Source organism: Exiguobacterium sp. N5 (genome assembly GCF_025842465.1).
GTDB lineage: Bacteria > Bacillota > Bacilli > Exiguobacteriales > Exiguobacteriaceae > Exiguobacterium > Exiguobacterium profundum.
Map to the genome: position 1 here is coordinate 207084 of NZ_JAPAEP010000001.1, position 24436 is coordinate 231519.

The 24436-nt window shown below is 49.7% G+C and carries 21 protein-coding genes and 1 other annotated feature; of the genes, 14 read left to right on the forward strand and 7 right to left on the reverse strand.

The window, feature by feature from the left end:
• Window positions 1–134 precede the first annotated feature (134 nt).
• The 7 genes from hemA to OKS35_RS01120 all read left to right on the forward strand — a co-directional run bounded on the left by hemA (window position 135) and on the right by OKS35_RS01120 (window position 9216).
• Window positions 135–1481: a glutamyl-tRNA reductase gene (gene hemA / locus OKS35_RS01090; protein ID WP_074037529.1), complete on the forward strand. Its 1347-nt coding sequence runs from the start codon at window positions 135–137 to the stop codon at window positions 1479–1481.
• 52 nt (window positions 1482–1533) lie between these two features.
• Window positions 1534–2451, forward strand: a complete 918-nt coding sequence (gene hemC, locus OKS35_RS01095) for a hydroxymethylbilane synthase (RefSeq protein WP_264092330.1) — start codon at window positions 1534–1536, stop codon at window positions 2449–2451.
• 25 nt (window positions 2452–2476) lie between these two features.
• Window positions 2477–3109, forward strand: coding sequence for a uroporphyrinogen-III synthase (locus OKS35_RS01100; protein WP_264092331.1), 633 nt, complete (start codon window positions 2477–2479; stop codon window positions 3107–3109).
• On the forward strand, window positions 3106–4086 hold the full coding sequence (hemB, locus tag OKS35_RS01105; protein WP_214782563.1) for a porphobilinogen synthase: 981 nt from the start codon (window positions 3106–3108) through the stop codon (window positions 4084–4086). The genes OKS35_RS01100 and hemB overlap by 4 nt, the downstream gene beginning before the upstream one ends.
• A complete protein-coding gene (hemL, locus tag OKS35_RS01110) occupies window positions 4083–5387 on the forward strand; it encodes a glutamate-1-semialdehyde 2,1-aminomutase (protein WP_031421390.1) in 1305 nt (434 codons plus the stop codon). Before hemB ends, hemL begins: the two co-directional genes overlap by 4 nt.
• Window positions 5388–5434: 47 nt before the next feature.
• Window positions 5435–5656, forward strand: a binding site (T-box leader).
• Window positions 5657–5714: 58 nt separating this feature from the next.
• Window positions 5715–8366, forward strand: a complete 2652-nt coding sequence (locus tag OKS35_RS01115; protein WP_015881122.1) for a valine--tRNA ligase — start codon at window positions 5715–5717, stop codon at window positions 8364–8366.
• Between the two features lie 94 nt (window positions 8367–8460).
• Complete coding sequence (locus OKS35_RS01120) at window positions 8461–9216, forward strand: hypothetical protein (RefSeq protein WP_264092332.1); 756 nt, start codon at window positions 8461–8463, stop codon at window positions 9214–9216.
• A 15-nt stretch (window positions 9217–9231) separates the two neighbouring features.
• On the opposite strand, the gene OKS35_RS01125 is transcribed toward OKS35_RS01120, so the two are convergent.
• The 4 genes from OKS35_RS01125 to OKS35_RS01140 all read right to left on the reverse strand — a co-directional run bounded on the left by OKS35_RS01125 (window position 9232) and on the right by OKS35_RS01140 (window position 11589).
• Window positions 9232–9408 carry a hypothetical protein gene (locus OKS35_RS01125; RefSeq protein ID WP_214782585.1) on the reverse strand — a complete coding sequence of 59 codons (177 nt, stop codon included), beginning with the start codon at window positions 9406–9408 and terminating at the stop codon, window positions 9232–9234.
• The gene (locus OKS35_RS01130) at window positions 9405–9599 is read right to left on the reverse strand and encodes a hypothetical protein (protein WP_214782587.1); all 195 of its coding nucleotides are present in this window, start codon (window positions 9597–9599) and stop codon (window positions 9405–9407) included. The genes OKS35_RS01125 and OKS35_RS01130 overlap by 4 nt, the downstream gene beginning before the upstream one ends.
• Before the next feature lie 6 nt (window positions 9600–9605).
• Window positions 9606–10061, reverse strand: a complete 456-nt coding sequence (locus tag OKS35_RS01135) for an ASCH domain-containing protein (RefSeq protein WP_264092333.1) — start codon at window positions 10059–10061, stop codon at window positions 9606–9608.
• A gap of 91 nt (window positions 10062–10152) precedes the next feature.
• A complete protein-coding gene (locus tag OKS35_RS01140; RefSeq protein ID WP_264092334.1) occupies window positions 10153–11589 on the reverse strand; it encodes a protein adenylyltransferase SelO in 1437 nt (478 codons plus the stop codon).
• 109 nt (window positions 11590–11698) lie between these two features.
• Here OKS35_RS01140 and OKS35_RS01145 point away from each other — a divergent pair, with 109 nt between their 5' ends.
• The 3 genes from OKS35_RS01145 to OKS35_RS01155 all read left to right on the forward strand — a co-directional run bounded on the left by OKS35_RS01145 (window position 11699) and on the right by OKS35_RS01155 (window position 17395).
• Window positions 11699–12901: a bifunctional folylpolyglutamate synthase/dihydrofolate synthase gene (locus tag OKS35_RS01145; RefSeq protein WP_264092335.1), complete on the forward strand. Its 1203-nt coding sequence runs from the start codon at window positions 11699–11701 to the stop codon at window positions 12899–12901.
• Between the two features lie 92 nt (window positions 12902–12993).
• Window positions 12994–16728, forward strand: coding sequence for a DUF5057 domain-containing protein (locus OKS35_RS01150; RefSeq protein WP_264092336.1), 3735 nt, complete (start codon window positions 12994–12996; stop codon window positions 16726–16728).
• A gap of 22 nt (window positions 16729–16750) precedes the next feature.
• Complete coding sequence (locus OKS35_RS01155; RefSeq protein WP_264092337.1) at window positions 16751–17395, forward strand: hypothetical protein; 645 nt, start codon at window positions 16751–16753, stop codon at window positions 17393–17395.
• A 46-nt stretch (window positions 17396–17441) separates the two neighbouring features.
• Here the strand turns inward: OKS35_RS01155 and OKS35_RS01160 are convergent, their stop codons facing one another.
• Genes OKS35_RS01160 through OKS35_RS01170 form a run of 3 tightly spaced genes read right to left on the reverse strand, consistent with a single transcriptional unit; the run spans window position 17442 to window position 20074 of the window.
• Entirely contained in the window at window positions 17442–19091 is a 1650-nt protein-coding gene (locus OKS35_RS01160; RefSeq protein ID WP_214782599.1) for a hypothetical protein, read from the reverse strand.
• A gap of 16 nt (window positions 19092–19107) precedes the next feature.
• Window positions 19108–19671 (reverse strand): prepilin-type N-terminal cleavage/methylation domain-containing protein, encoded by a 564-nt coding sequence (locus OKS35_RS01165; protein ID WP_264092338.1) that lies wholly within the window; start codon window positions 19669–19671, stop codon window positions 19108–19110.
• On the reverse strand, window positions 19619–20074 hold the full coding sequence (locus OKS35_RS01170) for a prepilin-type N-terminal cleavage/methylation domain-containing protein (protein WP_264092339.1): 456 nt from the start codon (window positions 20072–20074) through the stop codon (window positions 19619–19621). Before OKS35_RS01170 ends, OKS35_RS01165 begins: the two co-directional genes overlap by 53 nt.
• A 157-nt stretch (window positions 20075–20231) precedes the next feature.
• Between OKS35_RS01170 and OKS35_RS01175 the strand changes: the two genes are divergently transcribed.
• The 4 genes from OKS35_RS01175 to OKS35_RS01190 are packed head-to-tail and all read left to right on the forward strand — an operon-like array spanning window position 20232 to window position 24435.
• The gene (locus OKS35_RS01175) at window positions 20232–21446 is read left to right on the forward strand and encodes a G5 domain-containing protein (RefSeq protein WP_214782602.1); all 1215 of its coding nucleotides are present in this window, start codon (window positions 20232–20234) and stop codon (window positions 21444–21446) included.
• The gene (locus OKS35_RS01180) at window positions 21443–21733 is read left to right on the forward strand and encodes a hypothetical protein (protein WP_047795511.1); all 291 of its coding nucleotides are present in this window, start codon (window positions 21443–21445) and stop codon (window positions 21731–21733) included. Before OKS35_RS01175 ends, OKS35_RS01180 begins: the two co-directional genes overlap by 4 nt.
• 1 nt (window position 21734) lies before the next feature.
• Window positions 21735–23405: a GspE/PulE family protein gene (locus OKS35_RS01185; RefSeq protein ID WP_214782606.1), complete on the forward strand. Its 1671-nt coding sequence runs from the start codon at window positions 21735–21737 to the stop codon at window positions 23403–23405.
• On the forward strand, window positions 23398–24435 hold the full coding sequence (locus OKS35_RS01190; protein WP_214782609.1) for a type IV pilus twitching motility protein PilT: 1038 nt from the start codon (window positions 23398–23400) through the stop codon (window positions 24433–24435). Before OKS35_RS01185 ends, OKS35_RS01190 begins: the two co-directional genes overlap by 8 nt.
• Window position 24436: the final 1 nt, after the last annotated feature.

Genomic DNA, 24436 nt, shown 5'->3' on the forward strand with positions numbered 1-24436 from the left:
AAAGTTCTTATTTTATTTCAGGAAAATCAAACAGAAGATTATAGTTACCAGATAAGAACTGTTATAATGTACGGTAGAGATTGAAAAAAAGAAGAGACAACCGTCGGTGGATTTTAGATGAGGGGAAGAGATACATGCATATTGTCGTCGTTGGACTAAATAACAAGACAGCCCCTGTCGCGATTCGGGAGCAGTTCTCGTTTGGGGAGCAAGAAATCGTGGATGCGATGATTGCACTTCGCGAAGAGAAGAGCATTTTCGAGTCGGTTATTTTGTCTACGTGTAACCGGACGGAGCTGTACGTCGTGACAGATCAACTCCATACTGGACGTTATTACACGAAACGTTTCTTGGCGAACTGGTTCAACCTAGAGATGGAGCAGTTCACACCATACTTGTCGATTCGAGAAGGGGAAGAGGCGATTCGCCACTTGTTCCGTGTCACTTCGGGCCTCGACTCGATGATCATCGGGGAAACACAAATTTTAGGTCAAGTGAAGACGAGTTTCTTCCGTGCCCAGGAGCATGGAACGACAGGAACGGTCTTCAACAAATTATTCAAAGAAGCGGTCACACTCGCCAAGCGCGCCCATACGGACACGCAAATTGGGGAAATGTCTGTATCGGTCAGTTCGGCTGCCGTGACGCTCGCACAAGAGATGTATCAACAGCTTGAAGACAAACAAGTCGTCGTTGTCGGAGCCGGTGAGACGGGTGAATTGACGACACTCAACTTATTTGAAGCAGGTGCGAAACAAATCGCTGTCTTCAACCGGACGGAGAGCAAAGCAAAAGCTGTAGCGGATAAGTTCAAAGGCCGTGCCCATTCGATTCGTGAGATCGCATGTGGATTACTTGATGCAGATATTTTGATTAGTTCGACCGGGGCGAAGGATGCCGTCATTGGATACGACGATGTAGCGGCTGCACAGTTGTTGCGCCGCGAACGTCCGCTTCTTCTCATTGACATCGCTGTGCCGCGAGATATCGATCCAGCGGTCGCGACACTTCCGGGTGTGCATTTGTTCGATGTCGATGATTTGAACGGAATCGTAAACAAAAATCTTGAAGCGCGTCTCGTCGAGGCTGAAAAGATTGAAATGAAAATCGATGAAGCGATTCAAGAGTTCCAAACATGGCTCATCACGCTTGGTGTCGTGCCAATCATGAACGAGTTGCGTGCTCGTGCCCTTGATATTCAAGAAGACACGATGACGAGTCTTGAGCGTAAGCTCGACCATTTGTCAGCACGAGACAAGAAAGTCATCGGGAAGCACATGAAGTCGATCATCAATCAAATGCTTCGTGACCCGATTGACTACATTAAAGATGCAGCGGCTCAACCGGACGCGAACGTTCGAATCGCTCAATTCATCGAGACGTTCGGACTTGATGTCGAGTTGCCGGAACAACCTGTAGACGAAGTGGAAGAAACAGATGCCACTTCTGCCAAAGCACCACTTCGCGCATTGATGCGCTAACAAGACAAAAAGGCGACGCGTGTCGCCTTTTTCTATGAAGGAGAGATTGAACATGCGGAAAATCATTGTCGGCTCACGCCGTTCCCAACTCGCCATGACTCAAACAAAATGGGTCATCGAGCAGTTGAAGCAAGCTGGAGCAAAGAACGAGTTCGAGATTAAAGAAATCGTGACGAAAGGTGACCAAATCGTCGACGTGCAATTGTCAAAAGTCGGTGGGAAAGGGTTGTTCGTCAAAGAGATTCAACAACAGATGCTCGATGGGGACATCGATTTCGCCGTACACAGTATGAAAGACGTTCCGGCCGAACTACCAGAAGAACTCTATATTAGCTGCATGCCGAAACGTGTCGATGCGCGTGACGTCCTCATCTGTGAGAACGGCTACACGTTCGAGACGCTTCCAAAAGGTTCGATTGTCGGAACGAGCTCACTCCGTCGTGGTGCTCAAATCTTGGCAGCCCGTCCTGACCTTGAGATTCAATGGATTCGTGGAAACATCGACACGCGTCTGAAGAAGTTGGACTCCGAGAACTACAATGCCATCTTGCTCGCGAAAGCAGGACTCGAGCGGATGGGATGGACGGATCGTGTCGATTTTGAAGCGCTCGACCCGGACGTCATGGTACCGGCTGTCGGCCAGGGCGTACTCGCCATCGAGAGCCGCAAGGACGATGCAGAAGTGACAGCAGTGCTTCAATTGTTGCATGATGATGTGACGGCGAAAGCGGCGACAGCGGAACGTACTTTCTTAAAAGCCATCGAAGGAAGCTGTCACGTTCCAGTCGGCGGTTATGCGACGGTCAACGGTGACGATGTGACACTCACAGGTCTCATCGCGTCAGTGGACGGGAAAGAAGTGCTCCGTGTGACGAAAACGTCAACGGACGGCGTTGCACTCGGACAAGCAGTCGCAGAAGAATTGCTCGGTCGTGGCGGGCGTGAAATCCTCGCCTCGGTCAATGAGTGACGTTTGGTACACGGGAACGAAACGAATGACCGCTTCGCAACGGGCACGGCTCGAGGCGAGCGGTCTTTCCGTTCATCATGTCCCGCTCATTCAGACGAGAGAGACGTATACACCGCCACCCGTGGAACGATTCGATTGGCTCGTCGTCACGAGTCAAAACGCGGTGCAAGCCCTTCGGAATCTGACGCGTGACGTCAAGGTCGCCGCTGTCGGGGAGAAGACGAAGCGGGCGCTTGAAGCGGAGGGCTTTGCCGTCTCGCTCATGCCGGAGACGTATACGGGTGAGGCGCTTTTTGAGCAGTTATCTGACGTTGTTTCGACCGATGATGTCGTCTTGTTTGCACGTGGCAATTTGGCGAACACGTCGCATATGTCGATGCTGCCTTGCGTGTATGACTGGGTCGTCTATGAGACGATTCCAATCCGATTGACCTCGGACCAACAACAACAACTCGAGACGGTGAAGGCGTTACTCGTCCTGAGTCCGTCGGCCGTCGATGCGCTCACACCACACTTGTCCCACTTCAACGGGACGTGGTACGCCATTGGCGAAGTGACCGAACGCGCCGTCCGACAAGTGTCGACATTACCGGTACGAGTGCCAGAATGTTATACTATGGATGCATTAATACAGTGTGTAGGGGAGGATTTTTCATGAACCAGTTTGACCGTCACCGTCGTCTTCGCTCATCGAAGTCGATGCGTGCCCTCGTACGTGAAAATCATGTTCGAAAAGAAGATTTGATTTACCCGCTCTTCATCATTGAAGGGACTAACATTAAACGTGAAGTCAGCTCGATGCCAGGCGTCTTCAATTATTCACTTGACCGACTCGAAGAAGAGATAAAAGAAATCGTCGACCTCGGTCTCCAATCTGTGCTTTTGTTCGGTGTGCCGGAACGTAAAGACCCGGAAGGCAGCGAAGCGTATCATGACCACGGCATCGTCCAGGAAGCGATTCGTAAAGTGAAGGAGTGGGCGCCACAGCTCACGGTCATCGCCGATACGTGCCTTTGTGAGTACACGTCGACAGGTCACTGTGGTCTCGTGAAGGATGGGGACGTCGATAACGACGCATCACTTCCACTTCACGTCCAGACAGCCATTACGCAAGCACAAGCGGGTGCCGATGTCATCGCACCGAGCTCGATGATGGATGGATTCGTCGCAGCTATCCGTGAAGGTCTCGACCAAAACGGATTCAGTCACATTCCAATCATGAGCTACGGCGTCAAATATGCGTCTGCGTATTACGGACCGTTCCGTGACGCAGCCCAATCGGCTCCTGGTGAAGGCGACCGTAAAGGGTATCAGATGGACCCGGCGAACCGTCGTGAGGCGTTCCGTGAGTCACAATCGGACGTCGAACAAGGTGCCGACTTCATGATCGTCAAACCGGCTCTCGCGTTCATGGACATTATCCGTGACATGCGCGACTCACTCGATATGCCAATCGTGGCGTATAACGTGAGCGGTGAGTATGCGATGATCAAAGCCGCGTCACTCAACGACTGGGTCGATGAAGAACGCATCGTCATGGAGACGATGGTCGGATTCAAACGTGCCGGTGCCGATCTCATCGTCACGTATTTCGCAAAAGACGTCTGTCGCTATTTGGAAGGAGACTACGCATGACATACAACCAAACGCGCTCACAGGAAGCGTTCGAACAAGCTCGTCCACTCATGCCAGGCGGTGTCAACAGCCCGGTCCGTGCCTATAAATCGGTCGGGATGACGCCAATTTTCGCCGAACGTGGTGAAGGCTCACGCGTCTATGACATCGATGGCAACGAATATATCGATTACGTCCTCTCATGGGGACCACTCATCCTCGGTCACCGTGATCCGGTCGTCACGAAAGCGATCCAAGAACAAGCTGAAAAAGGCTGGACGTTCGGGACGCCGACCGAGCTTGAAACGAAGATGGCAGAACTCGTCATCGACCGTGTCCCATCGATCGAGATGGTCCGCATGGTCAACTCGGGAACGGAAGCGACGATGGCGGCACTTCGCCTCGCACGCGGCTATACCGGAAAGACAAAGATTTTGAAATTCGAAGGATGTTACCACGGACACGGTGACTCGCTTCTCATCAAAGCGGGGTCTGGCGTCGCGACGCTCGGTCTTCCAGACTCACCAGGTGTACCGAAAGAGCTCGCGAGCCATACGCTCACGGTTCCTTACAATGATTTGGACGCAGTCCGCGTCGCATTTGAGAAATATGGAGACGACCTCGCTGGGGTCATCGTCGAACCGGCCGCAGGAAACATGGGCTTCGTGCCACCACAACCAGGATTCCTCGAAGGACTTCGTGAAATCACGGAACAAAACGGCGCGCTTCTCATCTTTGATGAGGTCATGACGGGCTTCCGTGTCGGGTACAACTGTGCACAAGGGTACTTCGGTGTCACACCGGACCTCACGTGTCTCGGTAAGGTCATCGGCGGCGGACTTCCGGTCGGCGCTTACGGCGGGAAACGTGAAATCATGGAACAGATCGCACCGCAAGGTCCAATCTATCAAGCAGGTACGCTCTCGGGTAACCCACTTGCGATGATTGCCGGTTACACGACACTCTCGCAACTCAAACCGGAGCACTACGCCGAGTTCGAGCGTAAGGCAGACCGTCTCGCGGAAGGCTTCACGCAGGCTGGTGAGAAATACAACATCCCACACGACACGAACCGTGCCGGCTCGATGTTCGGTTTCTTCTTCACGAACGAGAAAGTGACGAACTTTGAGAAAGCGAAATCGGCGAACCTTGAGATGTTCCGCTCGTACTATCAGAAGATGGCAGCTCGCGGCGTCTTCTTGCCGCCGTCACAGTTCGAAGGATTGTTCCTCTCGACGGCTCATACGGACGAGGATATCGAGAAGACAATCGCAGCGGTCGAGGCGACGTTCAAGGAGCTTCAAGAAGAGTTTTCACTCTAATCTTGACTGCTGACGTTTCTGTCGCTACAATTATTTAACAGATACGATGAATGGCTTTGATGAGGAGTAGTACGCATACTCCATTCCTTTTAGAGACGCGACCGCTTGGTGAAAGGTTGCGAGGGATGGACGCGGAAGTCGCCTCGGAGCTGACTTTCTGAATGGAGTAGGAAAGTTCGGTCCATCGACCGTTATTCGATTTTGAGGGCGCCATTTTTTGGCGAACTAAGGTGGTACCGCGGAAGATCACGGCTTCTTTCGTCCTTAGCATATAGGACGAGAGAAGCCGTTTTTGTGTTCACCAATAAGATAGAGGAGGCGCTACACATGGCCCATGAGACAAATGAAATCACCATGCCGACGAAGTACGACCCAAGTGCGACGGAATCGAAATGGTACGACTACTGGTTAGAAAACGATGTATTTAAAGCAGACGAGGACGATTCGAAACAACCGTACACGATTGTCATCCCACCACCGAACGTTACGGGGAAACTTCACCTCGGGCACGCCTGGGACACGACGCTCCAAGACTTGTTGACACGCCTCAAGCGTATGCAAGGCTATGACGTGCTCTGGCTCCCAGGGATGGACCATGCCGGAATCGCGACACAAGCGAAAGTCGAGCAAAAACTCCGTGAAGAAGGCGTCATGCGTTACGACCTCGGACGTGAGAAGTTCCTCGAGAAGACGTGGGAATGGAAAGACGAGTATGCGAAGACGATTCGCGACCAATGGTCAAAACTTGGTCTCGGTCTCGACTACTCGCGTGAGCGCTTCACACTCGACGAAGGGCTCTCAAAAGCCGTTCAAGAAGTATTCGTCCGTCTTTATGAAAAAGGCTTGATCTATCGTGGCGAATATATCGTCAACTGGGACCCGGCTCAAAAGACGGCCGTTTCAGATATCGAGGTCATTTATCAAGAAGTCGAGGGTGCATTCTATCACATGAAATACCCACTCGCTGACGGTTCAGGTCATATCGAAATCGCAACGACACGTCCCGAGACGATGCTCGGTGATACGGCGGTTGCCGTCAACCCGAAAGATGAGCGTTACACACACCTCATCGGCAAGACCATCATGCTTCCGGTCATGAACCGCGAGATTCCAATCGTTGCGGACGACTACGTGGACATGGAGTTCGGTACAGGTTGCGTGAAGATCACACCAGCCCACGACCCGAACGACTTTGAAATCGGAAACCGTCACGAGCTTCCACGCATCCTCGTCATGGACGAAGGCGGAAAGATGAACGAGAACGCTGGCAAGTACGAAGGGCTCGACCGCTTCGAATGCCGCAAGCAACTCGTCAAAGACCTTGAGGCGGACGGCACACTCGTGAAGATTGAGCCGCACACGCACTCGGTTGGTCACTCAGAGCGTTCAGGCGCAGTCATCGAGCCATACCTTTCGAAACAATGGTTTGTTGACATGGAGCCACTCGCGAAAGCGGCACTCGAGGCACAAGGAAACGATGACACGAAAGTCAACTTCGTCCCAGAACGCTTCGAAGGCACGTACCTCCGTTGGATGGAGAACATCCGCGACTGGTGTATCAGTCGTCAACTTTGGTGGGGCCACCGCATCCCGGCTTGGTACCATAACGAGACAGGAGAAGTGTATGTAGGGAAAGAAGCGCCAGCGGACAGTGAGAACTGGACACAAGACGAAGACGTCCTCGACACATGGTTCTCGTCAGCACTTTGGCCGTTCTCAACAATGGGCTGGCCGGATGCGGACGCACCGGACTTCAACCGTTACTTCCCGACGAGCGCGCTCGTTACAGGATACGACATCATCTTCTTCTGGGTATCACGGATGATCTTCCAATCACTCGAGTTCACAGGGAAGCAACCGTTCAACGACGTCCTCATCCACGGTCTCATCCGTGACTCGGAAGGACGCAAGATGTCGAAATCTCTCGGTAATGGTGTTGACCCGATGGAAGTCATCGACCAATACGGAGCTGATTCACTCCGTTGGTTCCTCCTCACAGGTTCGACACCAGGGAACGACCTTCGTTTCTATTGGGAGAAGATCGAGTCGACATGGAACTTCGCGAACAAGATTTGGAACGCAAGCCGTTTCGCACTCATGAACATGGATGGTCTTAAAGTCGAAGACATCGACCTCACAGGTGAGAAGACGCTTGCTGACAAGTGGATCTTGACACGCTTGAACGACACGATTGACCAAGTGACACGCCTCGTCGACAAGTACGAGTTCGGTGAAGCTGGTCGTTACTTGTACAACTTCATCTGGGAAGAGTTCTGTAACTGGTACATCGAGATGGCGAAACTCACGCTCTATGGTGAGGATGAAGCGGCGAAGCACACGACACGTTCGGTCCTCGCGCATACGCTCGATTCGATCATGCGTCTCATGCACCCGTTCATGCCGTTCCTCACAGAAGAAATTTGGCAACACTTGCCGCACGAAGGCGATTCAATCGTTCGTGCAAGCTACCCGACGCGTCGTGACGACCTTCACTTCGCCGATTCGGTTCCAGCGTTTGAAGCTGTGATGAACGTCATCCGCTCGGTTCGTAACATCCGTGCCGAAGTGAACGCACCGATGTCGAAACCGATCCAGCTCTTCATTTCGACGAGCGATGATGCGACACAAGGTTACTTGAGCGCGAACGAAATGACGATCGGCAAGTTTACGAATGCGACAGAGCTTGAAATCGGACGTGGTCTCACGGCCCCGGACAAGTCGATGTCAGCAATCATGACGGGAGCAGAGCTCTTCATCCCACTCGCAGACCTCATCAACTTCGAAGAAGAAATCGCTCGTCTTGAAAAAGAAGTGGCGAAGTATGAGAAAGAAGTCGAGCGCGTGCAGAAGAAACTCGGAAACCAAGGCTTCATCGCCAAGGCGCCGGCTCACGTCATCGACGAAGAGAAAGCAAAAGAAAAAGACTACCTCGACAAGCGTGACGCGGTCCGCGCCCGTTTGGAAGAGTTGCGTAAGTAAGACTCACACCTTCTTTGGAGATTGATTCTCTGAAGAAGGTTTTTTTGTGTTTTGGTAGAATTTGGAGAGATGGGCGTAGAAAAGGGGATATGAGATGAGACGAATCGGAATAGTATGTGTTCTTGTATTGGGGCTGGTTGGATGTACACCGTCAGAAGAGACAGAGTCTATAGAGAAAGATATAGAGGAAGTTGAGACGATTGAAGTAACTACACAACCTTCGAAAAAATGGGTACGTACGCTAGTTGAAGACGTACCAAAAGACACCGAATCGCTATCAGATGCGGTGGTTCAACAAATCACACTGCAATATAAGGATGGATCGGAAGGTCACCTTTCCACAAAGGATGTCATCTATGAAACGACAGTCGGAGACATCGGATTGATTGCGATTGGTCACCCGAACCAAACACCTTCCTTCGGGGTATATCACTATTCACGTGACAAGGAATGGGTCATGCACGGGATGAAGCACTTTGGGATTACTGACGCTTCTGATAAAAGACGTCACGACTTGGCGCTCCCACAAGATTTGATGTATACAATTGACAGTGAAATCGATGACGTGGAACGACCTGTAAAACTGTGGACGTTGTATGATGAGACGCAGCTGGTCACCATTTTGATGACCGATGCATTCAGTGTCGTAGACGGTGAGCGAATCCATGGTCATGCCGATGAAGTGGAACGCTATCGATTAAATCAGCCGAATGGGAATGGAATATACTACATCAGTCAAGACAAATTGATTCTTGTGACGGGAAATATCTCGGAAGAGGAGATATTGACGTTAGTTGATTCTTTACCGGAACCTTCGTCTGGATTGTTTCCTTTCTATGAACCAGAGTAAAACAAGAACCGAGCGTCAAGAGCGACGTTCGGTTCGTTTGTTGAAAAGCCACAAGGCGATGACTCCAATCGTCAATAGCATTGGAATTTGAGTGTAGAGTGGGGTCGTAAAACCGATTCGAAACAGGTGGACGATATATGTGAAATATAGACCTCCAACCACTGACGAAAGTATGATATAGAAGAGTTTCATACCTCTTCCTCCTCACTCCAAAACGGCAAGCGACCTGTTGTGACGTAGAACGAAGAAGTGAAGAGTGCACCGATTGCCACACCGGTCAAATTTGACTGAATCGGTTGACCGACTAAAGATAGAAACAGACTATACACTACATAAGCTGCTGAAGCGGTGATGACTAGCATCGGTAAAATGGTCATTTTCACGTTCAATCACTCCTTCGTATTGAATTGGTCCACTACTTTGAAGCGTTCACAGACAATGCTCATACTTGGTGTAAACGACAACTGGTATGAACGAAGCAACTTACTAAAGAATCGCTCATGGATGTCCCACCATTCTCTGTAAGTTCCTTCACCTTCAGCTAATGCAAACGCTTCGGATACCTCATTCATCGCCTGAATCGTGACTTCGGTCGTTTGAATGATGGCCATGGGTTGATCTGCTGCATCGAGAACGATAGCGTACTGTCCGATGTAAGGGAGTGGTTCATTCTCAATCTCATAAAGCATATATGCAGAACATGTTGCGGTTTTCTTTCCAGAGACGACTAGTTCTGCTAACGCATTTGCGTCATCACCAAATTGAAACGCTTCGACTTCGGTCAGCGGATGAACTTTACTTTTTTCCAAATATTGATTCCAATAAGCAAGTGTCATTTCATTCATCATCATCATTTCCTTTCAAAACAGAACACTCCTTATTACGTATAAATGAGAAAGAAGTTTCAAAAAAACCACCTCGCAAAAGTGAGATGGTTCATGTACCACAAAACGTTTGATACGGATACGTTCGTGGTGGACCTGCCGATACATATTCAGCCGGTTTGTCGTAGTTATATGGGTCACGCAAAATGGTGAGTAGTGACTCGGTCGGACCGAAGTCACCGCGTTCTGCTGCTTGAATCGCTTTTTCGGCATGATGATTTCGGGGAATGACGGCCGGGTTATATTGGCGCATGATTCGACTGACGTCCTCGTCCGGGAGACCTTGCTCACTCAAACGTTTCTGCCAAGCGTCAATCCACGCCTTCCCATCTTCTCGGGTTGAGAATGGGAGAGATTCAATCTCACCAAGCGTCAGCGAGCGGAACGTATTCGTATAATCTGCCTCCGTCTCCATCATCAAGCGGAGCAGTTCATCCGCTAGCTCATCGTCACCATCTTTTCGGACGAATAAGCCAATCTTATGTGCGAGACCGGTAAAGTACGCTTCTTTATACAACTCGGTATAACGGGTGAGTTGCTTGTTCGCCACATCAACCGCTTCTTCTTTCGTTTCGCCAAGGAGCGGCAGCATCGTCTCCGCCAGTCGGGCGAGGTTCCAAGACCCGATATATGGTTGATTCGCATAGGCGTAACGTCCATCTCGGTCGATCGAGCTGAAGACCGTCTCCGGATGATACGTGTCCATGAACGCGCATGGTCCATAATCGAGACCTTCACCACTAATGAACATATTGTCCGTGTTCATCACCCCATGAATGAACCCGATGAGTTGCCAGTTGGCAATCAGTCTCGCCTGTCTTTCGACGACGCGTCCGAGGAACTGTTCATAGCGATTCGGTGCATCGATCAAGTCTGGATCGTGTCGTTTGATTGCTACTTCAGTAAGAGCGATGACGTCATCGATGGAGCCGGCGCCTGCTGCGAATTGGAATGTTCCGACACGAAGATGACTTGAGGCGACCCGAGTCAGGATCGCTCCATGCTTCGGACCTTGACGCATGATGGCTTCCCCTGTCTGAACGACGGCGAGCGCCCGGTTCGTCGGAATGCCGAGGGCGTGCATCGCCTCGCTGATGATGAACTCGCGTACCATTGGCCCGAGTGAGGCTCGTCCGTCGCCCCCTCTAGAATACTCCGTCGGTCCAGAACCCTTCAGTTGCACATCGACACGCTTCCCGTTCGGAGTCACATGTTCCCCGAGCATGAGGGCGCGTCCGTCCCCGAGCATCGTCAAGTTGCCGAATTGGTGTCCAGCGTATGCTTGTGAGAAAGACGTCTCTGTTTGACGATTGCCGGCAAGTAAATCGATGTCTTGTTTGAGACTTTGCGCATCAAGGCCGAGCGAAGCGGCTAATGGATCGTTAAACAAGACGAGTGTCGGATTGTCGACCGGATGGATGGGCCCACGGTCGTAAAAGATGTCACGTAGTTCGAGGTAAGTCGCCTCGAAGTTCCAGTCAGTAGTCATGGCGCATGCCTCCTTCTTCGCTTCGAGTATAGCACAGACTGTTTTCCATAACGGCTGTCGTGAATTTTGATAAAATGAAACAGAAGTGTAAACAGTAGGAGTGTGGAAGATGAAGACGAGACAAGATGTATTCGATTGGTTGAGTGGACAGCTTCGCTTCGGGATCAAACCGGGTCTTGAGCGGATGAGCTGGATGATTGAGCAGTTAGGGTTAGAAGAACGCCGATCCATCCATGTGGCCGGGACGAACGGAAAAGGGTCGACCGTCGCGTTTTTACGGGCGATGGCGATGGAGAACGGCTTATCCGTCGGCACATTCACTTCCCCTTATATCATTCAGTTCGAGGAGCGGATCATGTTGAACGGGGAACCGATTCCTGAAGACGCGCTCGTCGACGTGGCGAACCGTGTCAAATCCTGTGCGGACGAGACGCCAGAGACGCTGACGGAGTTTGAGCTATTGACGATGATGGCATGGTGCTATTTTGATGACACACGTCCTGACTTGATCATTTGGGAAGTCGGTCTCGGGGGACGACTTGATTCGACCAATGTGTTGACGCATCCACTTGCGACCATTGTCACGTCAATCGGACATGACCATCAAGGCATTCTCGGCGATACGCTTGAAGAGATTGCACAAGAGAAATACGGCATCATGAAACGCAGCGTGCCGATGTTCCATAGTATCGAGAAGAAATCGTTGATTGAGTTGTTGCATCAAAAAGGGGACGATGTAGGTTCTTCCATTCATGATGTTCGTCCACTCGTGAAAAAAATTGTGGACGGGGCAGAGACCGTCGTGACGTATAAGAATATGCCATCTGTCGTGCTCGGATTGACAGGACATCATCAAGCGTATAACGGGGCGTGTGCCGTGGCGGTGGCGCGGTACCTCGGATGGAGTGATGACGCCATCCGAAGAGGTATCGAGCGAGCACAACATCCTGGTCGATACGAACTGGTATCGAAACGACCGCGTATCATTCTAGATGGGGCACACAATCAAGAAGGCATCGAGGCGTTAGTATTACAAGCGAAACAAGAACGAAGAGTCACGGTGTTGACGGCGATTTTGGAAGATAAAGACCGCGATACGATGGTTCGTTCACTTCAACAAGTCGGAGATGTATATGAGACGACGTTTGACTTTCCGCGTGCGAGAACGAAAGCCCAACTAGAAAAAGATGGAGCGCGCTTTGTCGAATGGAAAGCATGGCTACAGAATTGGGTCGAGTCGCCGACAAGCGAGACGTTGATTGTGACCGGGTCTCTTTATTTCATCAGTGAAGTGAGACGTTTCCTAAGCTAAAACATTTACCTGATGTCAAAGAAATAGATGTATATTTTTTCAAGTGGGTGGGATAATTAGTAGTGAAGACTAAAAATAGGGAGGACTATTCATTGCGTAAACTCATGCAATACATAGCGGTTCTCGTATTAATCATATCCATTATTCCACAGAGAGTAGTTGCGGAGACCAATCAACCGATTTTTAACGTGTTGGTTCTTCGTGATGCTTTTACTGCTTCGAAAGTACTTTCAGTGACTGAATACAATAATGCGGTGAATTCGTATCGTGCTTCACTGAATGTAAATACTGCAAAAGTGAATGTGCAATTCATGACAATTAAACAATTTAACGCATCCCGTTTTCCGATGACAGGTGCATTCGATGCGGTCATGATTGGGAGCAGTCCTTTAACTGAGAAATATAAAAATGGGACGCTTGTCGTTAACTCGAAAAATCATGACACGACAAATCAATTGAACGATTTGACAGAATTGAAAGCTACGGAACTATTTAATACAGTTGTCCGTGTCGGCTTGCCGCTTCTGATGCATGAGGATGCTGCGAACGGCGATACACAGTTAAAACGCTTGGCAGCCTATCAACGTGATTATGCGAACGTGAAAGTCTTTAATCGAAATGATCAACAGAATGTCGATCGTGAGATGGCGCAGCAGTTGAATCAACTCACCATTTCCCGTCCGAGATTTCAATCAACTGAAGTGAAGTACAACAATCAGTCGATTAGCAATCAGACGATTCAAGTAAAAGATGGTGTCCGTCATCCAATCAACTTTACCTATACTTTATCGCAACCACCAACTCCTTCGGCATTCGTAGAATTGTATATCGATTACGACCATAACGATCGATTTGATGCGGATGAAAAAGTCATTGAGCAACAGGCAAAAGAATCGGGAACGCTCAATTTCACATTATCGCGTCCAACGTTTAGCGGACCGAAGAACTGGATGCTCGTCGTCAAGGATTCGTTGACAGGTCGAGCGGATTATCGTAAGGGGAGTATTCTTTACCACGATGAAAAAGTGAAAGCGAACATCTTACAGCTCACTGCAGGAACCGGCACGAACGGAAGAATTTCAAGCTATTTATCTAATATGTTAGTAGACCCGTCTGGGAATTATGAATTCAATTTAACGGACGGTACAACGAGTCAGTTTGAGGGTGGTACTTATGATCAGGCATTACTCAATAACGACTACGATATGCTGATCTTTGGTTTCCAAGATTCGTACAACGTTTATGGAAGCATGAATGCTGCGGCCACTGCGAAAGTCAAACGTTTCAGTGAAACAGGACAAGGCGTCATGTTGACGCACGATACGATTTTCCGTACGAATAGTTCGTCATCGCCTACGTCCGAGTGGGAACGTCAATTTGTGAATGCCAATCCTTCACTGAATATCTCAGGGCAAAAAATGTACACGAACATGGGATTTGGTGCTCCTGAAACAACCAATAAGGCAGTCAAGGTACAGGATGGGATTTTCACTTCTTATCCGTATCGCCTCGACGATTCGATTAAAAATATCTCAAATACCCATAACCAATATTTCACACTCGATTTGAATGATCCGGATGTGACGCCTTGGTACAACCTGTATTCAACAAGTGGAAATCGTGTATATGGAGATGCAAACAATCATTACTATACGTATACAAAAAACAATTTCACCTACTCCGGTGCTGGGCACACAAACAAGTTTTCGGTAGAAGATGAGAAGAAAATCTTCATCAATACGATGTATCGCGCCTTTATCGGAGCAAATCATAAACCTTACAACGTGATTGAGTCCGTCAGTGATTCAAACCAGTCCTATACTTCTGCTGATTTAAAAGCCGGGTCTGTCGAAGTGACTGCGGGACAAGATGTCAAATTGATGTGGCGGCCGAGCGATTATGACTTCCAAGACTTGTTCCTCAATTCAACAATCACGTATAACGGGAAACAGGTCGCATTCGATAACTTACGCAACTACGAAGTTAAAGAGTTTACGATTCCGGCAGCGGATGTTGTCGCAGATCGGCCGATTGAAGTGAAAATCGAGACGTCCGATCAACGGAATGCGAAGGTGATCGATACGTTCACCATCAACGTCAAACGTGCGGAGAATGTTTCCGACTTGATTCAAGTGTCCCGTTCGATTGACCCGTCGACAATCAACTTGTACGAAACGGGAACGATTCACTATCAAGTTCAATATCCGGAACGTTTCGATCGATTGCCGAATCAGTTGGGCGATAAGTTTTTACGAGTGGATTCAACCTCTTTCTCAGAAAAACTGCCAAGTCAACTCGAAGTCGTGGCGATTCGTGACACGAACGGAAATGAATATCCTGTCACGAAGCCGAATGAAATCAAGTTACAGTTGAAGCCGGACTTGTACTATGAACGAAATGGGAACACGAACATTTTCCTCCCGAACGATAGTGGAGACCGGACCGTGAAGTTTGAAGTAGTCGTCCGAGCCATCGAGCCTTCTGCCTCACTCATCCAGTTGAAAAAAGCGGATAACCAATTAACGACGTTAATTGAGTATTCGAAGAAGCAAGATCACATTTTAGATAAACTCAACGACTGGGATAAGGAATTAGAGGTTCAATCATCGTTCCCAGACTTGCTGATCAATATCGGGGCGCCGTATGCGTATGAAGCAAAGATTCCTGACGTCACCTTACAAATCGGAGCACAGCAGATTGTGAGTCCGACCATCACGGATGCGAAAGGCAACACCTTTACGAACCCGAAATGGAGTAGCTTGAAGTGGGAAATCCTCGATGCGAACGGTGTCGCGAGACTCGTCACCCAAGGGAACAATGCGATTGTGACCGGTTTGAAAACAGGAACTGCGAAGTTGCGATTGACAATCGATCCGGGCGATAAGAGACCCCTTGTCGTAGCGGAGTCGAAAGTCAATGTAATCAGTCCGCCTGAGCAACTTACTATTCAGTCGAAAGAGTTGTATGTCGGTCAAACGACTACGGTCACACCAAAAATCATGCCCGAAACGGCTCAATACAAGTCAGTTCGCTATGTCGTCGAATCTGGGGATAGTGTGAAGTTTGAACAAGTTGGGAACAACTTGAACATCATTGGACTGAAACCGGGTACGACTCAGTTTAAGGCGACTGTGGATGTCGGTGACCTCTTCGGTGGCTTGAATATCGCTACTCCGAGCACCGACTTTACCATCCAAGTCAAGGCACCATCCTTGAGCCAAACGCCGAGCCAACTCGACCTTTGGGTATGGGATAGTTTGGATGAAGAAAAACGCTTGAACGAAGTCGCCTCGATTCAAGTGACCTCAACACCAACCGTATCCATTCCGTTTGAACGAATCGGGTCCATCCCATCTGCTTTGACGGTGACACAAAGTGCGACAGGATATGAATTACGTGCCAACCATGGTTACGGAAATAATGGTGTCGTGACTGACATTCCAATTCAGACGACATTCGATGACAATGCGTTACGAAACATTCGTTCGAACACGTCGATTGTCCGTGTCAACGAATACCCGAACCAATTGATGTCAAAAGACATGACAATCAATATTGGTGAAGGGACGGCACCACGACTACCTCTTCTTGAGTACTGGCCTACGACTTCGACTTGGCGTGACTATCGCATGGAGATTGTATCCGGCGAAGAATATGTTCAAGTGAGTGGATCAGGAAAAGAGTTGATTCCAGTGAAACCTGGTGTGGCGAAAGTGGAAGTCTACACGACGCTTCCGGCTGGAAAACCGTTTGAAGCCGTGAAGGACACGTTTTATGTACGCATCATCCAAACGAATGCCTCGGGACAGGATGATGACCGTTATTAAGTGAATGGCAGAAAGTTGGCGAATGATGAATCGCAAGCGAATAATGATTGGCATCACCGGATTGATTCTCGTCATCGGATTGGGAGGGCTCCTGTACTGGAGTCAATCCCAACCCGAGCTCTCGCAGTTATCCGGTGACGAGTTAGTAAAAGAAGTGAGTCAACGCTCTTCGGTGACAGAAGAAGAATTGACAGATTTACAGGCAAGGGAAGAATGGGAGGCCGTCCGACTTGTTTTAGAGGACCAAAAAGTTGTGCCGACAGCCGAACAATTCGCCACAGCAGTGACGCTCGCACCTCTAGACGTGATTGAAGCATACTTCGAGCAAGGGATTGACCCGTTCGAGGAAGTGGAAGGGATTCCCGTTATCACACCATTGTTCAGTGCGAACGGCAGTCCGGATCAATGGAAGTTGGCGATGCGTTATGTTGAAGACGATCGACTTCTCGGCATCGCGGTCGACTCGTTGAACCTTGATGCGGTCAAAGAACTCCTCGGACAAGGCTATATGATTCAAAATACCGAATCGGTGTTATTGCAGCCGGTCCGTCACAATCAGGTCGAGTTGACGCAACTGCTTCTTGATAACGGCGCGCAATGGACAAAAGCGATGGAACAGACGGCCAAAGACTACAACTCGGACCTCATTTTAAAGATGGGGAACTAAAAAAATCGGCTTCTTCTCAATCAGAGAGGAAGCCGATTTTTTGAATTCATTTCAATTGAACCGGATGACTGACAAAGAATTGAAGTTGATTCGTGACCGGTAATGTTTCAAGTTGATTGAACACGGAATCGTTATATGTCAGTTTTAATCGAGACTTTTCGGCCTCGTGAGCTGGAACTTGACGGTCGAAGTTCTCAGCTGGGCTTAAGCCATTCCCACCGTTAAACGTCCCACGGAAGACGTTCACTTCGAGTGGTCCTTTACTGTACAGACCTCCGTTGACTTCGAGAATAGATCCGACCGCATACACATAGGTCGGTTCGTTCGAGTCACTATACATGAACGCCTGGAGCGTCGTCGGAGTGTCATCAAACTCGTTGATTCGGTTCAACAGAATCTTTCCTTTGGATAACAGGATGAGTGAGTTCCCTTTGTCTGCATCAATCGGAAGAATATTGGCTCGGTCGATGAACGTATCACCGAGCGTGTAGACTGTCGAACTGAAGGAGACGTTCCCTTTAATGGTCAAGTCACCACGTACGATCAGTGGCCGTGCAATCGTCAGCTTCTCGAGTGATTCAATGACGACGTCCCCGTCGAAAAGAAGCGGGGCATTCGACTCGGTGATGGATTCCGTGACATACATGGCGCGATCCGAAATGGCATCCGGTAATGTCACGATGGTCGGGTCGGTGAGGGCGTTGTAGGCATCCGCCCGTAAGTACGAAGTCGGGCGTTCGATAATCGATGTCCCATCTTCCGAGAGCACGCGCTCGAGTTCGAACACTTGATTGGTCGAGCGAATCAGACCTTCTTCAAAGATTATTGAATCGACGTCATTTGTGTATGCGAGCGGTGTGTCGAGTCGTCGATTTAAAAATTCGATGATTGAGTAGTCGTATTGGAATGGAGAAAAGCGACTCGGGGAGACCCCGGCGTCTGCCTTCTCGCCAGCTTGTTCCGGACCTACCGTGAAGTAGTTCTCTTGCTGGCAACTCAAGCAATCGCTCAATTCGACTAAATCGATTCGGCCATTCAAGTGAAGACGACTAGAATCGACATTTTCAATCTGCTTCGCCACACCATCCAATTGGAAGTTCGCTTGACGCATGAAAGCGAGAGGACCACCTGAATAGATATTTCCTTGAATCGTCGGCATGCCGTTCACGTCCAACTGTTGGTCGGACCCGAGGACGTAGTATAAAAAGGACGGGAGAGCCGTCAAGTATAAGTCTTGCGTGTATTCAACGGTAAGCATCGGTTGTTCCGGATTCACTTGTCGCGATGCCGTGACGTTCACTTGGAGAATCGTCGTGAACGGCGCCGTCTGAATGGCGGTATCCGTAGCATCTTTCTTCAGCTCGATGGAATAGCGGACCTCACTATCCGTAGTCAATGCCGTGAACGGTTCGTCACTGACGATGAGCGACTGAACCTTGCTTTGGAATGCCGCTTCCGATTCCATATGAGTCGGGACTTCCGCTTCTCCGTGAAGCGGGAACTGGGTCCGAACCTCATCGGCGATGAGGCGAAGTGCGCTTTTCGCATCTTCATTCAGTTGAGTATCTTCCGTACGGATGACCGTCAATTTATTCGACGCCAAGTTGACTTGCATGGCGGCGAGCGAGAGGACGGCGAGAGCCGCCATCGTCACGAGAACAAGCACGAGGACATATCCGTCTTCACGTTTTCGCATCAGGATGCCTCCTTTCTTAGAATGGGATGGAGCTTTCAAATGTCGTAACAGAATCGGGATTGTTTGATTGAGTCAAATCCATCTCGATTTCGATGAGTCCACCGGTCATGTAAGTCGGGCGTCTCGGATCGAACACGGGATCTTTTAACTGGATGGTCATCCGTTCGACTGTGATTTGTGGATTAGAAGGCGTAAACGAATCCTCTGAGAGAACCAAGTCGGTCGGCACGTATCCCGCCTCCCGGTAAATCATTCCGGCTTCCGATATGTCTGGAGCGGACAATCGATAAAATTGAAACGAGCCGTCCACTTCCATCACGGCGTCGAATTCGGTCCGGTTCACATCAGAGAGCACGGAGGCAATCAAATAGTCGGCCTCGCTTCGAAGGTCACTCGTCTCGTTCGTCATTTGAAAACCGAGCGTTCCAGTGATAAAGGCCGTAATGATGACGCCACTTAAAATCGAAGCGACGACGACTGTGACGAGCAACTCGACGAGCGTGAAGCCGTCTTCACGCTTCTCCATCTCAGTCAGTTGTCGGGACAGCCGTTTCAGGGAACGGTTCGCGCAATGTCGCATTCGAAATGACTCCTTTCAAGGTGACGGGCGTTTGCAAACGGTCGGTCGTCACCGAAATTTCAACTTCAATTGTATGTCCGGGTGCAGTGGACAGCGATTGAATGGTTGTGATATACGTATCCCCATGGATTCGGGTATCTTCGCAGAAGTCGCACGTCGAGCTGATCCCGTCCCGATTCAACAATTGACGCAGTTCGAGCGGTTCATCAACGGACGCGGCCCGTCGATTTAAAGTATGTAACGTGTTTTGCGCCACTTGGTTCGCAATCGTTTGATTGAGGCTGTCGTGTGTCGTCTTCAAACTTTGGCTGAAAATCGAAAGTAAAGAAAATGAGACAATTGAAAGAACAACGATGGAGACGAGCACTTCGACGAGCGTAAAACCTTTTTCGGAATGCGACAAGACATTGACCTCCTATTCAAAAAAAGTAAAACAATCGGAAAATAACGTATGCAATACTGAATTAAATGTTATTTTTTGTACAATACATATTATACTAAAGTTATACGCTGAACGGATATATAGAATAGAAGTCGGATTAGACACGGGGGGATTTTACATGAAGCGGTATGGGATGCATCTTATCATTTTGATTGGACTCGTCGTACTCGTGACATTACCGACGATTGGACTCGTCAATTACTTAGATGCGTCTGCTGAGTCGAGTGCTACATATAAAAAAGATACGACGGTCGCAGGTGTCGACGTATCAGGGATGACGAAAGAAGAAGCGGACGTTCGTCTCGATAATGCGATTAAAGATTTTAATACGACACCCTTTTCAATCAATTTGATGGATGGGACGGTCATGGAGATTGGAAAAGAGGTCGTGACGTTCGATGTATCGAATACGTTAGACTCCATTAAAGATACAGGTGACTATCCGCTGTTGACATCCGTAGATGAAACGAAAGTCGAGCCTTATCTCGAAGGTCAACCCGTCACGCTGACGATGATTGCCCCGGCGTTGATGGATGCCGCATCGATGTTGGAGTCATCTGTGACATTAGAGCAAGTCGCGGCAGAAAATGAAGTCGTCGCCTCGTTCACTGTGAGCCCGACACCGGCTATGCAGTCAGCCCTTGATCGAATGAACGGATTCGAGATGGCAGCGGGAGACATCTTTAGTCTCAAATCGTTCGGAGAAGATTACGAAGCGCTCACGACACTAGGGTCTTCATTCTATCGCCTATTTGCGGCGACACCGTTCGCCATTCTCGAACGTGTGCCTCACGAAACACTTCCTTCCGGGGTGGAGCTAGGCTATGACACGAAAGTAGATGAGCGCTCGAACTTTGCTGTTCAAAACCGAGAAGACACATCATATGCCATCCTCGTCTTGGATGAAGGGGGTTCTGTGACGGTTCAATTGCTCGGTCAACCTTTTGACGCCGCTTTCGAAGCGAGAGTTGAAGAAGTGAAGACGGTACCGCATCAAAAAGTCGTGCGCTTCTCATCTTCGCTCCCGTCAGGCAGTTCATCGGTCACCCAGTCAGGTCAAGATGGACAGTCAGGTAAGCTCTACCGGGTCACTGTGACTGAAGAAGGGGAGACGTTGGAATTACTCGGGTTTGATTTTTATGCACCGACACCGGAAATCGTGACGAAGAGTTCCGTTCCGCTTCCGCCACCGGATCCGGTCGAACCGGTCATCCCGACATTCCCGGATGAGGACGAGGAAGAAGACCCGTTCCCGAATGATTCGAACGACGACCCATTTGAGGCAGAACCGCCCGTATTAGAAGAACCTGCAGAAGAGGAGGCAGTGGGATGATCGGCTATTTGATTTTACTCGGCTTTTGGGTACTCGCCACATTGACACTGTTCGCTTTATCCGTTCCGATGACGAGAAAACGTGAAACGAAGCTTGTCATCAGCCTGTGGACTGCCCTTCTGTCTGGTGGCGTCTATTTGATGGTAGAAGAATCACTCGTTCAAACATGGTGGGCATGGGTGATTCTTATCGTTGCATTGATTGGAGGAGTGGCTGCGAGCGTCTTTGTCGAAGAACGGAACGACAAGACCGAGCAGGAGGAGGCTCCTCAAAGGATGGTGAAGTAACGTGAGACGAACGAAACGAAGATTAGGTGAGATGCTCATCGAGGCTGCGCTCATTACGACGAGTCAGCTCGATGAGGCGCTTGCACAGAAGCGTCCCGGAGAAAAACTAGGGGATGCCTTAATTCGACTAAACCATATTACCGAGACACAGTTGATTCAAATGATTCATGAACAGCTGCATGTGCCGATCATTGAGTTGTACTCCTACGACATCAATGTGACGGTCACGAAGCTCGTACCGAAAGCATTGGCACAAAAACACGATATCATGCCGTTTGAGTTGAACGGCAATACGTTACATGTGGCGACAGCCGACCCACTCGATCTCATTGCCATTGATGACGTCCGTCTTCAGACAGGGATGAACATCGAGATTGGCATCGCAACGAGAGAACAGATTCGAAAGACAATTAGTCGATACTATGAGATGGATCACTCGCTCGTCGAAATTTTAAAAGAAGATGCCCCGGAAATCGAGCGACAGGAATCTGTCAGTCGAGACGATGCACCGATTATCCGCCTCGTGAACCAGTTGTTCTTAAGCGCAATCGACCAACGCGCTTCGGATATTCACTTCGATCCGCATGAGAAACAACTTCACGTCCGCTTTCGGATTGATGGTGATTTACGCACAGAAACCGTTTATCCGAAGAAGATTCAGAGCGTCATGCTGACGCGTCTCAAAGTCATGAGTAACCTCGACATCACAGAAAGTCGTCTGCCACAAGATGGACGGATCAAGTACACGCTACGCAATCGCGCCTATGATTTCCGCGTCTCGACGCTCCCGACGATGTATGGAGAGAAAATCGTTATTCGGGTCCTCGACTCATCTCAAGGACTGACCGATTTGACGAAACTCGGATTTGGCGAACGAAACGAACAGGCGTACCGTGACATGCTGAAACGTCCGAATGGAATTATCTTGATCACCGGTCCGACCGGTTCAGGGAAATCCTCGACATTGTATGCTTCGTTAAAAGAACTGAATGATGAAACGAAAAACATCATTACGGTAGAAGACCCGGTCGAGTATCAACTTGACGGCATCAACCAGGTTCAGGTCAACTCGAAAGTCGGCTTGACGTTCGCGTCAGGGCTTCGTTCGATTTTACGTCAAGACCCGAACATCGTCATGGTCGGAGAGATTCGGGATACGGAGACAGCTGAGATTGCCATTCGTGCCTCGCTCACCGGTCACCTTGTGTTGTCAACGCTACATACGAATTCAGCAATCAGCTCCATCACCCGTCTCGTCGATATGGGGGTTGAGCCGTTCCTCGTCGCCGCTTCGACGACGGGACTCGTGGCACAACGACTCGTTCGACGCGTCTGTCGTGACTGTGGTCAAGTCGAACCGGTATCGAAGAGTGAACGTAGCCTGTTCGACGCAGAGGGTGTACACATCGACCACATCGTTCGGGGAAAAGGATGCTCGTCATGCAACTTCACAGGGTACCGTGGGCGCCTCGCCATTCACGAAGTCATCCCGATTGATGAAGGCTTGCGCCGGATGATCATGAACCAGGCGACCGAGTCTGAGATGGTCGACTATGCCAAGTCACAAGGAGCGACATTCCTGCTTGAGGACGGATTAGAAAAAGTCGCCGCCGGTTTGACGACGACCGAGGAAATATTACGAACGGTCATTACGGAGAATGCTTATGATTAATCAATCGATCGAAACCATCTTGACGAATGCGGTCGAGAAACGTGCCTCGGATATTCATCTGACAGCCGGTTCTCCTCCGATCATTCGAGTAGACGGGAGTCTTATTACGATGGGCGAGGAGAAGGTGTTGCCGCACCATCTCGAAGGATATTTAAAAGAAATCATGACCGACGATATGCGCGAACGTCTCGAGCATGAACGAGATCTTGATTTCTCGTTCGGCGTCCCACGTGTCTCCCGTTTCCGGGTCAACGCCTATTATCAACGAGGCACGATTGCCATCGCGTTCCGGTCCATTTCCGGGGAAATCCCGACCTTGAACGAACTCAATCTGCCGACGGTACTGAAGCGTCTGATTGAGAAACCACATGGTCTCATCTTGGTCACGGGTCCGACGGGTTCAGGGAAATCGACGACGCTCGCGGCGATGATTCATGAAATCAATCGGACGCAGCGAAAACGAATCATCACGCTAGAAGATCCGATCGAGTATTTACATTCCCACGACCAAAGTATTGTCGACCAACGGGAAATCGGCTCTGACGTCATGAAATTTGTGAGTGGTCTAAGGGCCGCCTTACGGCAAGACCCTGACGTCATTCTGCTCGGGGAGATGCGTGACTTGGAGACCATCTCGACGGCGATGACCGCCGCAGAGACGGGGCACCTCGTCATGGCAACGCTCCATACATCGAGTGCGATGTCGACGGTGAGTCGAATCATCGACGCGTTCCCAGCTGAGCAACAGGACCAAATCCGGACACAACTCGCGAACGTCTTACTCGGTGTCGTGAGTCAACGGTTATTTCCACGGGTTGATGTGCCGAAAGGACGCGTCGCCGCCATGGAAATCATGTTAGGGAATCCGGCTGTTGCCAACTTGATTCGAAATGAAAAAGAGTTCCAGTTGCCGACCGTCATCCAGACGAGTCGCCAGCACGGGATGCAGTCGATGGATGCTGCCATCGAACAACTTGTTCGGCAAGGGATTATCAATCCGAACGCCGTCCCGACAGAAGAGATGAGGTGAT

What these genes read in the sequence shown, in the direction of transcription:
- hemA (WP_074037529.1), top strand. Translation starts at nt 135, where the DNA reads ATGCATATTGTCGTCGTTGGACTAAATAACAAGACAGCCCCTGTCGCG.
- hemC (WP_264092330.1), top strand. Translation starts at nt 1,534, where the DNA reads ATGCGGAAAATCATTGTCGGCTCACGCCGTTCCCAACTCGCCATGACT.
- OKS35_RS01100 (WP_264092331.1), top strand. Translation starts at nt 2,477, where the DNA reads ATGACCGCTTCGCAACGGGCACGGCTCGAGGCGAGCGGTCTTTCCGTT.
- hemB (WP_214782563.1), top strand. Translation starts at nt 3,106, where the DNA reads ATGAACCAGTTTGACCGTCACCGTCGTCTTCGCTCATCGAAGTCGATG.
- hemL (WP_031421390.1), top strand. Translation starts at nt 4,083, where the DNA reads ATGACATACAACCAAACGCGCTCACAGGAAGCGTTCGAACAAGCTCGT.
- OKS35_RS01115 (WP_015881122.1), top strand. Translation starts at nt 5,715, where the DNA reads ATGGCCCATGAGACAAATGAAATCACCATGCCGACGAAGTACGACCCA.
- OKS35_RS01120 (WP_264092332.1), top strand. Translation starts at nt 8,461, where the DNA reads ATGAGACGAATCGGAATAGTATGTGTTCTTGTATTGGGGCTGGTTGGA.
- OKS35_RS01125 (WP_214782585.1), bottom strand. Translation starts at nt 9,408, where the DNA reads ATGAAACTCTTCTATATCATACTTTCGTCAGTGGTTGGAGGTCTATAT.
- OKS35_RS01135 (WP_264092333.1), bottom strand. Translation starts at nt 10,061, where the DNA reads ATGAATGAAATGACACTTGCTTATTGGAATCAATATTTGGAAAAAAGT.
- OKS35_RS01140 (WP_264092334.1), bottom strand. Translation starts at nt 11,589, where the DNA reads ATGACTACTGACTGGAACTTCGAGGCGACTTACCTCGAACTACGTGAC.
- OKS35_RS01145 (WP_264092335.1), top strand. Translation starts at nt 11,699, where the DNA reads ATGAAGACGAGACAAGATGTATTCGATTGGTTGAGTGGACAGCTTCGC.
- OKS35_RS01155 (WP_264092337.1), top strand. Translation starts at nt 16,751, where the DNA reads ATGATGAATCGCAAGCGAATAATGATTGGCATCACCGGATTGATTCTC.
- OKS35_RS01160 (WP_214782599.1), bottom strand. Translation starts at nt 19,091, where the DNA reads ATGCGAAAACGTGAAGACGGATATGTCCTCGTGCTTGTTCTCGTGACG.
- OKS35_RS01165 (WP_264092338.1), bottom strand. Translation starts at nt 19,671, where the DNA reads ATGCGACATTGCGCGAACCGTTCCCTGAAACGGCTGTCCCGACAACTG.
- OKS35_RS01175 (WP_214782602.1), top strand. Translation starts at nt 20,232, where the DNA reads ATGAAGCGGTATGGGATGCATCTTATCATTTTGATTGGACTCGTCGTA.
- OKS35_RS01180 (WP_047795511.1), top strand. Translation starts at nt 21,443, where the DNA reads ATGATCGGCTATTTGATTTTACTCGGCTTTTGGGTACTCGCCACATTG.
- OKS35_RS01190 (WP_214782609.1), top strand. Translation starts at nt 23,398, where the DNA reads ATGATTAATCAATCGATCGAAACCATCTTGACGAATGCGGTCGAGAAA.